This window comes from Variovorax ginsengisoli, from assembly GCF_030486595.1.
GTDB classification, from domain to species: Bacteria; Pseudomonadota; Gammaproteobacteria; order Burkholderiales; family Burkholderiaceae_C; genus Variovorax; species Variovorax ginsengisoli_B.
Genome location: NZ_JAUJZH010000039.1, coordinates 22,517 through 35,391 on the forward strand (window position 1 = coordinate 22,517; position 12,875 = coordinate 35,391).

The window sequence follows — 12,875 nt, forward strand, 5'->3', positions numbered from 1 at the left end:
CGTTTTCTCTTCTCGGCGCGGCCTTCCTCGTGCGTGTTGGCGAACGAAAGTCGTTCAGAGGCCCGAGACCCGCTGGCGATCGAAGAAGCTCCTGCGCCAAGGCAGGATCTGAACCGACCCGAACAAGCCGCCGGTGCTGAAGGGGTCGTCGCCGACGAAGCGCTCCGCCGCGGCGCGATCTTCGGTGTCGACGATGATCATGCCGCCGATCGCCTTGCCGTCGTCGTCCAGCACGGCGCCGCCGGCCAGCATCTGGTCCTGGCGGGCCGCAAGGTAGGCGAGGTGCCGCGGCCTCAGGTCGGCCCGCAGGCGCTCGGCGCCGGGCTTGTCGTACGCAAGGATGATGAAGGGCATGGTGGCGGGTCCGGGCTCAGCTGGTCGTGATGTCGGCCTTCTTGATGATCGCGCCCCAGGTGTCCATCTCGCGTGCGATGAAGGCCCGGAATTCCGCAGGCGTGCTGCCGACCGGGTCCGCGCCGTTGGAGACCAGGGCCTCTCGCGTTGCCTTGGTCTGCAGCGCCTTGCGCACTTCGGCGCCCAGGCGTTCCACGATCGAAGCGTCCGTGCCCGCCGGGGCCAGCAGACCGGCCCAGGCGCTGACGTCGAAGGGCTTGCCCGTGATCTCGGCGACAGTGGGCACGTCGGGCAGCGACGGCGAACGCTGCTGCGTCGAGGTCGCAAGGGCACGCAGCTTGCCGGACTTCACCAGCGGCGCCGCCGCGACGACGTTGGCGAACATCAGGTCGACGTGGCCACCCATGACGTCCGACAGCGCCGGACCGGTTCCCTTGTAGGCCGCATGCGTCATCGAGATGCCCGCATCCAGTGCCAGCAGTTCCATCGCCAGGTGGTCGGCCGTGCCGCTGCCGGTCGAAGCGAAGGCCAGCCGCCGGGTCTTCGCGAGCGCGAGGACATCCGCCAGCGACCGGACCGGCGACGCCGGCGAGGTCACCATGATGAAAGGCGACTGCACCGCAAGGCTGATCGGCGCGAAGGCCTTGAGCGTGTCGAAGGGCAGCGCCTTCATGAGCCACGGATTGGTGACATGCGGGACACTGGCCAGCAGCAGCGTGTAGCCGTCGGGCGGCGAACTGGCCACGTACTCGGAGCCGATCACGGTGCTGGCGCCGGGCCTGTTCTCGACGATGAAGGTCCGGCCGAAACCCTCCGAGAGTCCGGAGGCGAGCGCACGCGCGACAACGTCCGTGCCTCCGCCGGCGGTGAACGGCACGACGACCTTCACGGGCCGGGCCGGGTAGCCGTCCGCCGCGCGCGACGGCAGCACGGCAGCCGACAGGCATGCGCCCCCCAGCAATGTCACGATCTCGCGACGGTTCATGTGAATCTCCTCGGTGCGGCTGCAATGGACAGCGCGGGGTGTGGATGAGACGCCCGTCTAGGCGTTGAAATGGAGCCGCGGGCCGCTGTGCGGCCACGGCAGGGAGACCAGTTGACCGGCGCCGGACAGGGTGACAAAGGCGGTCTTGAGATCGGGCCCGCCGAAGCAGATGTTGGTGACGTAGGTGTCCGGAAACGCGACCTGGGACCTCAGTTCACCGCTCGGCGCGATGACCGAGATCGCCCCCGTGATCAGCGTGGCGACGCAGATTTGGCCCCCGGCGTCCAGCGCCAGGCTGTCGAAGCGCTGGAAGCCCGGCAGCCCGCACACCAGGCGCCCGCCGTGCGGCGAGGGGAAGGGATGCTTGCGGATGCATCCCGCCTCGACCAGGTCGAAGGCCCACAGGCGGGCGGTCTCCGTCTCGGCCACGTAGACCGTGGCGCCATCGGGCGAGAGGCCGACGCCATTGGCGGCCAGCAGGGGATAGGCGACCTCGACGATGCGGGAGCCGTCGGGCAGTGCGTAGTAGAGGCCGCCGTTGTCGCGCGACCGTGCGTGCTTCTTGCCGAAATCAGTGAAGTAGAACCCGCCCTGCGCATCGAACACGAGGTCGTTCGGCGACGAGAGCCGATGGCCATCGCAGTGGGTGTAGAGCACGCGGCCGTCGCCGGTCGCGAGATCGAATCTTCGGATGCTGCCGCCCTGGTAGCCGGGCGCTGGGCCGATCGAGGTGAAGCGCCCCGGCGCATAGGCGCTGCCGCCGTTGTCGCAGACGTAGAGCGCGCCGTCGGGTCCGATCGCCGCTCCGTTCGGCCCGCCGCCGCAATCGGCGACCTGTTCGACGCGGCCTTCGGGCGTGACGCGGATGATCCTGCCCGCACGCATTTCCACAAGCACCACCGAGCCGTCGACCAGGGCCACGGGCCCCTCAGGAAATTGCAGACCTTCGGCGAGGATTTTCATGTACGTCGTGCCAGCCAACCCGGCGCCGAGCGCCGAAAGAAGGCTTCTGTCTCCAATGAACTTTGCGCTGACGATAACGAAGTGACGCGGCCACCTCAATGACAATTAAGTCATGTGAGAAATGAGTAAACCTCATTCAATGGGATGGTCCTCGGCTGCCTCGGCCTCGGCCGCGATCCACGCCTCGAAGTCGCTCACGCGCTTGGGCACCGGCCGGTCCGCGCGCCAAGCCATGAAATAGCCGCCCTCGGTGGGCACGCGCAGGTCGAAAGGCGCCACCAGCCGGCCGCTCGCGAGGTCGTCGCGCACGAAGGCCAGCAGCGCCACCATCACGCCGAGTTGTTCCGCCGCGGCCTGGTAGGCCATGGCCGCGTTCTCGAACTTGAGGCCGCGGTTGCCGTCGATCCCTTGCGTTCCGGCGGCCGCCAGCCAGGTCGGCCAGTCCTGCGGCCGGTTCAGCGAACACAGCAGCGCGTGCTGCGCGAGGTCGGCGGGCTCGCGCAACGGCGGGTCGCGATCGATGAGGCCCGGCGCGCAGACCGGCAGCAGCGTCTCGCGGAACAGCAGCCTGAAGCCCGCGCCGGTGGGCGGGCGGGGCTCGGAATGGATGCTGACGTCGACGTCGTCGCGATCGAAGTCGGCCGGCTTGTGAGAAGTGGTGATCTGCACGTCGACCTGCGGATGCAGCGCATGGAAGCGTGCCAGCCGCGGGATCAGCCAGCGGATCGCGAAGGTGGGCGGCACCTTGATGCGAAGCAGCCGCTCGTCGGAGCGCTGCTGCAACTGGCGCGTGCCGTGCTCGATCTGGTCCAGCGCGACGCGCATGCTGGCGAAGTACGACTGGCCTGCGGAAGTCAGCCGGATGCCATGCCTTCCGCGATCGAACAACTGCACCTCGAGCCAGCCTTCCAGCGTGGCGATGTGACGGCTGACCGCCCCCTGGGTCACGCAGAGTTCCTGCGCGGCACGAGTGAAGTTGCCGCAGCGCGCTGCGGCCTCGAAGGCGCGCAAGGCATTGAGAGGAGGCAGACGACGGCTCATCGGACTGAATTTTACTCATACCTTGCATGCCTTTATTGTGATTGCCGCGCCCCGGCGCCCCACATAGGATCGCAGCGGAGAACCTACAACCAGGAGACACCGAATGATGAAGAAATTGCATGTCTGGCTGCTCGCATCCAGCCTGCTTGGATGGCATGCCGCGGCGCCGGCGCAGGACGCCGCGGCGTCCTATCCGAATCAACCGATCAAGCTGATGGTCCCGTGGCCCGCGGGCGGAGGCGTGGACACGACCGCGCGCATCGTGTCGGATCTGCTGGGCCACCGACTCGGCCAGCCCTTCGTGATCGACAACCGCGGCGGCGCAGGCGGCAACATCGGCACCGAGCTGGCAGCCCGCCAGAAGCCGGATGGCTACAACCTGCTGATGTCATCGATCAGCCCCAACGCGGTCAACATCAGTCTCTACGGCAAGCTGGGCTTCGATCCGGTCAAGGACTTCGAGCCGATCATCTACGTCTCGGCCGTGCCCAACATCCTTGTGGTGCCCGCCAATTCGCCGTTCAAGTCCGTCAAGGACGTGATCGACGCGGCGCGCGCCAACCCGGGCAAGCTCAACTATGCCTCGGGCGGCGTCGGCTCCTCGCAGCACCTGGCGGCCGTGCAATTCGCGCTGGCGGCCAAGATCGACATCGTCCACGTGCCCTACAAGGGAACCGCGCCGGCCGAGACCGACGTGGCGGCGGGACACGTGTCGCTGATGCTCGACACCACCACCTGCCTGCCCTTCATCGCTGGCGGCAAGATGCGCGCGCTGGCGGTCGCTTCCAAGACGCGCAACCCGGCCCTGCCTGATGTGCCGACCTTCGATGAAGTGGGACTGCCCAACGTCTATGCCTCGTCGTGGTATGGCTTGTCGGCGCCGGCCGGCACGCCGCGCGCCATCATCGACAAGCTCAACGCCGAGGCCAACGCGGTGCTCAAGTCGCCCGAATTGCAAAAGCGCATGCTGGCGTTCGGCGCCGAAGTCGGCGGCGGCACGCCCGAGGACTTCGGCCGTTTCATGGCCAGCGAAACCAAGCGCTATGCCGAGATCGTCCGCATCTCGGGCGCCAAGCTCGACTGATTCATTTCCGCACGCCGGTCACTCCCATGTCACTCGCCCCCGCTCCGCTTACGCTCTTTGACAAGATCTGGAAGCCGCACGTCGTGATGAAGCGCGACGACGGCCAGAGCCTGCTGTACGTCGATCGCCACCTCGTGCAGGACGGCTCGGCACCCGCCTTCGAGATGCTGCGCCAGCGCGGCCTCGGTGTGCGCCGGTCGGACCTCGCCTTCGCGACGCCCGACCACTACGTGCCCACCGGCAGCCGCGTGCTGGCCGACATCGCCGACGCCGAGAAGCGCGCGATGGCGCAGGCGTTGCAGGATGACAGCGCCGCCGCCGGCATCCGCTTCTTCGGCCTCGACGACGAGCGTCAGGGCATCGTCCACGTCGTCGGCCCCGAGCAGGGCTTGAGCCTGCCCGGCGCGGTGATCGTCTGCGGCGACAGCCACACGGCCACCCACGGCGCGCTGGGGGCGCTGGCCTTCGGCATCGGCGCCTCCGAAGTGGCGCACGTGCTGGCGACGCAGACCCTCTGGCAGCGCAAGCCGCGCACGCTGCGCGTGGTCATCGACGGCAGGCTGCCGGAGGGCGTGTCGGCCAAGGACATCATCCTCGGCGTGATCGCGAAGGTCGGGGCCGCGGGCGGCACCGGCCATGTCGTCGAGTACGCCGGAGAAGCGATCCGCGCGCTCTCGATGGAAGGCCGCATGACGGTGTGCAACATGTCGATCGAGGCCGGGGCTCGCGCCGGCCTCGTGGCGCCCGACGACACCACCTTCGAATGGCTGGCGGGCCGCCCCCATGCACCTCACGGGGCGGCCTGGGACACCGCGCTGGCGCGCTGGCGAGGGCTGCCCGGCGACGAGGGCGCCGTGTTCGACAAGGAAGTGCGACTGAACGCCGACGACATCGCGCCGATGGTCACCTGGGGCAACAGCCCCGAGGACGCATTGCCGATCACGGGCCGGGTGCCGGACCCGGCCGATGCGCCCAGCGCCGAGCGGCGCGACGCCCTGCAGCGCACGCTGGCCTACATGGGCCTGCAGCCGGGCCAGTCGCTCACGGCGCTGTCGGTCGACCGGGTGTTCATCGGCTCCTGCACCAACGGCCGCATCGAAGACCTGCGCAGCGCCGCGGCGGTGGCGCGCGGGCGGCGCGTGGCCGACGGCGTGGAAGCCTGGGTGGTACCGGGTTCCGGCCTTGTGAAGCGGCAGGCCGAGGCCGAAGGGCTGGACGCCGTCTTCCGGGCAGCGGGCTTCCAGTGGCGGCATGCGGGCTGCTCCATGTGCCTGGGCACCAACGGCGACCAGGTTGCCGCCGGCCAGCGCTGTGCCTCGACCTCGAACCGCAATTTTGTCGGCCGCCAGGGCCCGGGTTCGCGCACCCATCTGATGAGCCCGGCGATGGCCGCGGCCGCAGCCGTCACCGGGCGACTCGCCGACGTGCGGGCCCTGCCTTCCGCCTCCTGAACAACAGAAACGCACCGACTCGCAACCATGCAAGCTTTCAGTCAAGTTGAAGCCGTCGCGGCGCCGCTGGCCCGCGCGAACATCGACACCGACCAGATCGTGCCGGCGCTCTACCTGCAGAAGCCGCGCTCGGACAACTTCGGCCACTACCTGTTCCACGACGTGCGGCACGATGCGCTGGGCCAGCGCCGACCCGACTTCGTGCTCAATGCCGCCGCGTACGCAGGGGCCCGGATCCTCGTGGCAGGCCACAACTTCGGCTGCGGATCCTCGCGCGAACATGCAGTCTGGGCCCTTCACGACGGCGGCTTCCGCGCCGTGATCGCACCGAGTTTCGGCGACATCTTCCAAGCCAATGCGCTCAAGAACGGCTTGCTGCCGGTGCGCCTGCCCGAGCCGGTGGTCGAAGAACTGCTGGCGGCGCTGCTGGCAGCGCCCGGCACGCAGCTGCGCGTGGACCTGGAAGCCCTGGTGGTGACCGGGCCGCATGGCCGCACCGAACCATTCGCCATCGACCCTTTCGCTCGCCATTGCCTGTTGGAGGGCCTGGACGAGATCGACTACACGCTGACGCAGCGCGCGCGCATCGAGGAATTCGAGCGCCACCACGCGCCGCAATGACTTCCCCTCAATTTCCAGAAAGGATCCAGAAATGAAGATTGCAGTGATGCCCGGCGACGGGATCGGCCACGAGGTGACCGCGCAAGCGGTCAAGGTGCTCAAGGCGGTGGTGGGCCACACCCAGCCATTGGAGCTCGTCGAGGCCGCGATCGGCCAGGCCGGCATCGACGCCGCCGGCGATCCGCTGCCGGCCGCGACGAGCGAGATCGCACGCAAGGCCGACGCGATCCTCTTCGGCTCGGCCGGCATGCCGGGCGACGAGGCCATTCCATTCATGATGCGGCCCGGGGCCAGCCTGCTGCGGCTGCGCAAGGAGCTCGGCCTGTTCGCCAATTTCCGGCCGGCGTTCCTGTTTCCCGAACTCCTCGGCGCCTCCACCCTCAAGCCGGAGGTGGTCGAGGGGCTGGACCTGATGATCCTGCGCGAGCTCACCGGCGACGTCTACTTCGGCGAGCCGCGCGGCAGCGGCATCAACGCGATGGGCGAGCGCGAGGCATTCAACACCATGCGCTATTCCGAGCCTGAGATCGAGCGCGTCGCGCACGTGGCCTTCCGCACCGCGCGCTCGCGCCAGCGCCGCCTCTGCTCGGTCGACAAGGCCAACGTGCTCGAGGTCATGCAGCTGTGGCGCGAGGTGGTCACGCGCGTGGGGCGGGACTATCCCGACGTGGAGCTCACGCATCTCTTCGTCGACGCGGCCGCGATGCAGCTGATGCGCGCGCCGAAGCAGTTCGACGTCATCGTCACCGGCAACATCTTCGGCGACATCCTGTCCGATGCCGCCGCGATGCTCACGGGTTCCATCGGCATGCTTCCTTCGGCGTCGCTGGCCGCCGGCAGCTTCGGACTCTATGAACCGGTGCACGGCACCGCGCCGGACATCGCCGGCAAGAACCTGGCCAACCCGCTGGCGTCGATCCTCTCGCTGGCGATGATGCTTCGCCTCTCGTTCGATCAGCCGGACAACGCGGAGCGCGTCGAACGCGCCGTGCGCCGAGTGCTGGCCGACGGGCTGCGCACCGGGGACATCTACCAGTCCGGCTGCACTCGGGTGGGAACGGAGGAGATGGGCGCCGCGGTGGTTGCGGCCATGAACGCGAGGTAGCGATCAGCACTCGCGCCCCAGGTCCCCTTGCCGGGGACCTGCGAAATGCACTCGCGATGCTTCTCGCACGCCAAGTGGGGCCGGACGCCCGCGCAGCGTTCCCGGATCAGCAGGGGTCTGCTCTGCGCCATGCTCCACGCCCATAGACCGGTCGCCTGCGCCGCACCTGCAACACTGGCTCATTCTGAGCGCTTCCGACCCCTGCCTGCACGGCCGGTGGGAGGCTTCGCGTCTCCTTCGCCACCGCGGTGCGCCTCGAGCTGACGCAACGTCCCTGCCGTCGCTGCCTGGCGGTCGCGCAACTGGCTTATCTCGCGCTCGGCCTGCGCGCGAGCGCGTCGCCGAGGCAGAGCACCGCGCGACCGACCTTGTCGAACGGTTGCGCCGCAAGGAAAGGAGTGACGGTTTGGCTTCGTTCGATGACCCGCTACGGGACTTGTGAGGCCCATCCCACGCTCCTATGATGGTCCGCCAGCCCCCGCCAGCCTCACCGACATCGGAGACCCTCATGAACAACATCCCATCGAAGCGCACCTTGTCGCGCCGCATCGCGTTGCACTACGGGCTCAGCGCTTTCGGCGCCGGCGTTCTGCCCGCATCTGCCCTCGCCCAGGGCGCCTGGCCCACCAAGCCGGTCTCGCTGGTGGTGGGCTATCCACCGGGCGGACAGACGGACTTCGCCGGGCGCGTGCTCACAGCCGGCATGCAGGCCAGCCTGGGCCAGAGCGTCGTGATCGACAACAAGCCCGGCGTCAACGGCAACATCGCCACCGACTACGTGCTCAAGGCACCGCCCGACGGCTATAAGCTGCTCGTGGGCAACGGCAGCAACATGGTGCTGAACCCGCACACCTACCGCAACACGCCGGTGGCCGATCCGCTCAAGATGACACCCATCGGGTTGCTGTTGACCTCCTCGTTGATGCTGGTCGTGCCGACCAGCCTGCCGGTCAAGGATGTCCCCGAGTTCATCGCCTGGATCAAGGCGCAGGACAAGGCGGGCAAGGCCGTCGACTACGCCTCGGGCGGGCCCGGCAGCCTCGTGCAGACCGCGATGGAGCTGTTCCGCGAGCGCATCGGCAAGCCGAAGATGAGCCACGTGCCGTACAAGGGCAGCAGCCCTGCGATGACCGACCTGATCGCCGGCCGCGTGCCCGCCATGTTCGATGCCTCGTCGGTGGTCGCGCCCTTCCTCAAGTCCGGCCAGCTGAAGGCGCTGATGGTCACCGGCCCCAAGCGGGTGCCTGCGTTCCCCGACGTGCCCACGGCGGCCGAAGCCGGCATCAAGGACTTCCAGATCATCTCCTTCATCGGCCTGTACGGCCCGCCGGGCCTGAGCCCCGACATCGTGAAGAAGGTGAACACGGCGATGAACAGCGCCCTCAAGGAACCCAATGTCCAGAAGACCATCGCCGATCGCGGCGACGACGCCGGTGGCGGCACGCCCGAGCAGCTCGCGGCGCTGACCCGGGACTACTACAAGCTGCTCGGCGAGGTGGTCAAGAACAACGACATTCGCGCCGAGTAGGCAGCTTCGGCGTCTCGTGTTTGAGGCTCGGGCGCGGTCGAGGCCGCCGGTTTGAAGAAGCGCGTCCCGTCAAACGCCGCGAGAGACGTCGTCGCTCGTCGCGGAGGCGACGCTTGACTGGGTGCACAGAGCCTTGCTGTTCGTGCTTGGCGCCCCGCATAGCGCAAGCGCGAGCCTGTCCGTACTCGAGCGCCTTGCGCGCGAACTGCTACGCCGGATTGCGCCGCGGATGCTCGTCGTCGACGAAGTGCATCACCTGTTGGCCGGGAACTACCGCGAACAGCGCGCCTCCCGCAACCTGCCGAAGTTCCCGGCCAACGACCTGAGGTTCAGGAGCGTGCTGGTCGGCACCGCCGATGCACCATTGGCCCTGACCACCGGCTCCCTGATGATCAGTCGCTTCACCCCGTTCGACATCCCGCGCTGGCGCGAGAGCGATGACCACGGCGACTGCTGGGAGCGTTCGAGCGAGTGCTGCCGCTGCGCAAGCCCTCGGACCTGATGCAACGTGCGATCGCTCAGCGCTCGTGCTCGCCGCGAGCGACGGCCTGACCGAGCTGAGTTCAACGACTTCAACATCAGGACCGCACGAAATGGCGCTCGGACGACGCTCAGCGAAAGGACGGCTTTGCAGTGCTGGCAGCCAAAGTACGTTTGACTGCGGCGATCGAGATCCAAGAACTCGCAGGCGGCTTGGGGCCCAAACTCGACTTCTGACCTTGCCAAAGGGGTGGGCGATGGGACATGACCGGAAAGCGCCTAACTGCAGGCGCGCCAGCCACCTGTGCCGGCATCAGAACGCGTAGAGCGCCCGGGGGTTGCCGGCCAGCACCTGCTGTCGCAACCCTGGCGTGGCAAGCCACTCGCGCAACGTTGCGGCGAGCGTCTGAGGCGGGACGGGGCGGTAGGGGCTCACCTGGTGAGCCCCTCGCCCGGGCTCGCGCGCCGTGTGCGGCCAGTCGCTTCCCCAGAGCACGGCTTGCGGGGCGGCCTGCAGGAATACGCGGGCCCATCGCGCCGCGAGGCCGGGAGATGCGAGGCGATAGGGAGCCGACAGCTTCACGTGTATACGCCCGGTGCGCAGCAGGTCGATCAGCACGCCGCCGCCTTCCTGTGGCCCGGCTTCGGCCAGTGCGAAATGGTCGAGCACCACCGGCGCCGGCAGCTGCGGCAGGCGATCTGCCAGCGCGGCCGTCACCTGCGCCGCCGCGTACAGCTGCAGGTGCCAGCCCAGGTCCGCCACCCGTGCGCCCCATGCTCGAGCTGGACCTGTCCGAGCGCATCCGCGGCCTAGTCACCGTCGCCTGCATCCCCTCGGCCGTCGACAACTTCGGGGCCGGCGTGGTGCGCGACTTTCGCCAGCGCTTTCCGAGCACCCGGGTGCGCATACTGGAGGCGCAGCATGTGCCCGCGCAGCTCAGCCTGATCAACGCCGGCCTGGGCGTCGGCGCGGTGCCTCGGCTGGCACTGGCGGGCGGCGCCGGATCTGCCCTGGTCTGCGTGCCGCTGAGGGAGCCGGAGATCGTGCGCAACGTGGGCATCGTGCGCCGGCGCGGGCGGACGCCCGGCGCGGCCGTGCAGGCCTTACATGACGCGTTGGTGGGTGCGCACCGGCGCACGCCAGGGGAGCCGATCCGCTAGGTTCAGGGGAAATCGACCGATCCCGTCAAGATCCGCGAGGCTTTCTCGAGCTGCCGAAGCAGTCACGCGCGATGGCAGCTGACGCCGAACAGGATCTGCGCACGGCCGTAGTCGATCTGTCGCGCATGGCGTGTGACTGCCGCGTGCAGGCCGGCGTCTCGCGGCTGCAGCTCAATCCGGCGGTGCGGGATCTCGGCCTTTTCTTTACGGTCGCTTGCGCTCGATCTGGGCTTTATCCCCGTCGTGCCGCCACCGAAGACGCGAGTCGAACCGTGGGAGCACGACCGCGAAATGTACAAGCGCCGCAATGAGGTCGAGCGACTGTTCCGGCGCCTGAAAGGCTACCGCTGCATCTTTTCCCGCTTCGAGAAGATCGACGTAGTGTTCATCAGCCTCGCGCTGATCGCCGGTGGACTTCGTTTGTGTTGACACGCCCTAGCCCGACCATTCCAGATTCAAGTGCCACACTGACGCGTCGCGGCCTGGACGATGAACGACGCGACCCTCTGCGCCGTCATAATGTGGAGCATGGTCGGACTGCGCTCAGGTGTCCTTGAATTTCGCGGCGCGTTTCTCGCTGAATGCCTTCATGCCCTCAGCGGCGTCCGCGCTGCGGTAGGCCAACGTGGACAGATCCGCCTCCAGCCGCAAGCCGTCGTGCAGCGCCATCTCGTGGGAGCGCTGCACCGCCTCTCGTGCAAAGCGCTGGGCGATCAGGCTATGGCGGCAGAAGGTGCGCGCGAACGTGAACGCGTCGTCCAGACTCTCGGCGCGGCCGTTCACCAAGCCGATGGCCAGCGCCTCGTCGATGCCCAGCGTGCGCCCGCTCATGATGATCTCTAGGGCGCGGCCTGCGCCGACCAGGCGCGGTAGGCGCTGCGTGCCGCCGTAGCCGGGGATCAGCCCCAGCTTGATTTCCGGCAGACCGAACTTGGCGCCCGCCATGCCCAGCCGGAAAGTGCACGCGAGCGCCAGCTCGGCACCGCCGCCGAAGGCATAGCCGTTGACCAGCGCCAGCGACGCCATCGGCATTCGGTCCAGCTGAGCGAACACCTGCTGGCCCAGTTCGGCGCCCTCGCGTTCCTGCATGAGCGAGCGGCCCTGAAGCTCTGCAATGTCGGCGCCGGCGCAGAAGGATTTTTCGCCCGCCCCGGTGATGACCAGTGCCCGCGCCGGGGAGCGCGCCACGTTGTCGAAGGCCTCACCGAGCTCGCGGATTGTCCCGAAGTTCAGGGCGTTAAGCGCCTCGGGCCGCTCCAGCTTGATGACCGCGAACTCGTCCAGGTATTTCAGCAGCACCGCCATGGGAGTCCTCCTCAGTGGCCGAACTTGCTGGCATCGGGCCGGCGCTTTTCCGCCATTGATGCTGCCAGTTCGTGATGCTCCCCGGTGTCCAGGTAGCCGCGCAAAAGCAGGTCATGCGCCATGCGCGACAGCCCGCCCACGCCGCCATGGCGCGCATTGAAGGCGGCCTTGATCGAAGCCAGCGCGAAAGCGCCCCGGTCCGCGATCTCCAGTGCGTAGGCACGTACGGAGGAGGAAAATTCCGCGTCGGGAACCACCTTGTTGATCAGGCCAATCTCCAGCGCCTCGCGCGAGGAAATTTTGGGATTGCGGTACCAGATGTCCTTTGCCCGCTTCTTTCCGACGAGGTCTTCCAGGTACCAAGTGCCATAGCCCGCGTCGAAGCTTCCCATCATTGGCCCGACCTGTCGGAACAGCGCGCTTTCCTTGGCCACCGTGACGTCGCACACCATCTGCAACACGTTGCCGCCGCCCACGGCGAATCCGTTGACGGCCGCGACCACCGGCTTTTGCAGCCGGTCGATGCTCTCGTAGATATCCAGTGTGGGCAGCACGCCGGCGTACAGCTGCGTGTCTTCCATGCCCTCCTTGCGCCCGCCGATGCAAAAGAATTTGTCGCCCGCGCCGGTGAGCACCAGCACGCGGGTGCGCGTCTCGCGCCGAATCTCGTTGATGCAGTCGCGGATCTCGTGGCACATCGTGGGCGTGAACATGTTGCCGTCGTGCGGCCGGTTCAGTGTGATGGTGGCCACCGGACCGTCTTCTGAGTAGATGATCTCTTCGTATTGCTTGTCCAT

14 protein-coding genes and 1 pseudogene are annotated in these 12,875 nt (G+C 67.9%); 8 read left to right on the forward strand and 7 right to left on the reverse strand.

The genetic code is table 11. The features are described from left to right. Positions 1-54: 54 nt before the first annotated feature. The 4 genes from QZH52_RS34345 to gcvA all read right to left on the reverse strand — a co-directional run bounded on the left by QZH52_RS34345 (position 55) and on the right by gcvA (position 3,343). Positions 55-354: a YciI family protein gene (locus tag QZH52_RS34345; protein ID WP_286537390.1), complete on the reverse strand. Its 300-nt coding sequence runs from the start codon at positions 352-354 to the stop codon at positions 55-57. A 16-nt stretch (positions 355-370) separates the two neighbouring features. Then, positions 371-1,339 carry a Bug family tripartite tricarboxylate transporter substrate binding protein gene (locus tag QZH52_RS34350; protein ID WP_301815713.1) on the reverse strand — a complete coding sequence of 323 codons (969 nt, stop codon included), beginning with the start codon at positions 1,337-1,339 and terminating at the stop codon, positions 371-373. A 57-nt stretch (positions 1,340-1,396) separates the two neighbouring features. After that, entirely contained in the window at positions 1,397-2,302 is a 906-nt protein-coding gene (locus tag QZH52_RS34355) for an SMP-30/gluconolactonase/LRE family protein (RefSeq protein WP_301815716.1), read from the reverse strand. Between the two features lie 132 nt (positions 2,303-2,434). After that, positions 2,435-3,343 carry a transcriptional regulator GcvA gene (gcvA, locus tag QZH52_RS34360; protein ID WP_301815718.1) on the reverse strand — a complete coding sequence of 303 codons (909 nt, stop codon included), beginning with the start codon at positions 3,341-3,343 and terminating at the stop codon, positions 2,435-2,437. A gap of 103 nt (positions 3,344-3,446) precedes the next feature. Here gcvA and QZH52_RS34365 point away from each other — a divergent pair, with 103 nt between their 5' ends. The 6 genes from QZH52_RS34365 (at position 3,447) to QZH52_RS34390 (ending at position 9,634) form a co-directional block, all read left to right on the forward strand. Continuing rightward, complete coding sequence (locus QZH52_RS34365; protein ID WP_286518826.1) at positions 3,447-4,427, forward strand: Bug family tripartite tricarboxylate transporter substrate binding protein; 981 nt, start codon at positions 3,447-3,449, stop codon at positions 4,425-4,427. Between the two features lie 26 nt (positions 4,428-4,453). After that, positions 4,454-5,878, forward strand: coding sequence for a 3-isopropylmalate dehydratase large subunit (gene leuC / locus QZH52_RS34370; protein WP_301815721.1), 1,425 nt, complete (start codon positions 4,454-4,456; stop codon positions 5,876-5,878). A 27-nt stretch (positions 5,879-5,905) separates the two neighbouring features. After that, complete coding sequence (gene leuD, locus QZH52_RS34375) at positions 5,906-6,499, forward strand: 3-isopropylmalate dehydratase small subunit (protein ID WP_286537380.1); 594 nt, start codon at positions 5,906-5,908, stop codon at positions 6,497-6,499. Between the two features lie 31 nt (positions 6,500-6,530). Next, positions 6,531-7,604, forward strand: a complete 1,074-nt coding sequence (leuB, locus tag QZH52_RS34380) for a 3-isopropylmalate dehydrogenase (RefSeq protein WP_301815724.1) — start codon at positions 6,531-6,533, stop codon at positions 7,602-7,604. 508 nt (positions 7,605-8,112) lie between these two features. Further along, positions 8,113-9,132 carry a Bug family tripartite tricarboxylate transporter substrate binding protein gene (locus tag QZH52_RS34385; protein ID WP_301815726.1) on the forward strand — a complete coding sequence of 340 codons (1,020 nt, stop codon included), beginning with the start codon at positions 8,113-8,115 and terminating at the stop codon, positions 9,130-9,132. 142 nt (positions 9,133-9,274) lie between these two features. After that, positions 9,275-9,634: a TniB family NTP-binding protein gene (locus QZH52_RS34390; protein ID WP_301815781.1), complete on the forward strand. Its 360-nt coding sequence runs from the start codon at positions 9,275-9,277 to the stop codon at positions 9,632-9,634. 291 nt (positions 9,635-9,925) lie between these two features. Here QZH52_RS34390 and QZH52_RS34395 read toward each other — a convergent pair whose 3' ends face one another. Further along, positions 9,926-10,375, reverse strand: coding sequence for an amidohydrolase family protein (locus tag QZH52_RS34395; RefSeq protein WP_301815728.1), 450 nt, complete (start codon positions 10,373-10,375; stop codon positions 9,926-9,928). 11 nt (positions 10,376-10,386) lie between these two features. Here QZH52_RS34395 and QZH52_RS34400 point away from each other — a divergent pair, with 11 nt between their 5' ends. Both QZH52_RS34400 and QZH52_RS34405 read left to right on the forward strand, forming a co-directional pair. Then, positions 10,387-10,773 carry a LysR substrate-binding domain-containing protein gene (locus QZH52_RS34400; RefSeq protein ID WP_301815729.1) on the forward strand — a complete coding sequence of 129 codons (387 nt, stop codon included), beginning with the start codon at positions 10,387-10,389 and terminating at the stop codon, positions 10,771-10,773. Positions 10,774-10,980: 207 nt separating this feature from the next. Beyond that, positions 10,981-11,202, forward strand: a pseudogene (locus QZH52_RS34405) (IS5-like element ISCARN85 family transposase); the annotation flags it as partial. Positions 11,203-11,316: 114 nt separating this feature from the next. On the opposite strand, the gene QZH52_RS34410 reads toward QZH52_RS34405, so the two are convergent. Then, positions 11,317-12,078, reverse strand: a complete 762-nt coding sequence (locus QZH52_RS34410) for an enoyl-CoA hydratase/isomerase family protein (protein ID WP_301815731.1) — start codon at positions 12,076-12,078, stop codon at positions 11,317-11,319. Between the two features lie 11 nt (positions 12,079-12,089). Further along, a complete protein-coding gene (locus QZH52_RS34415; protein ID WP_301815733.1) occupies positions 12,090-12,875 on the reverse strand; it encodes an enoyl-CoA hydratase-related protein in 786 nt (261 codons plus the stop codon).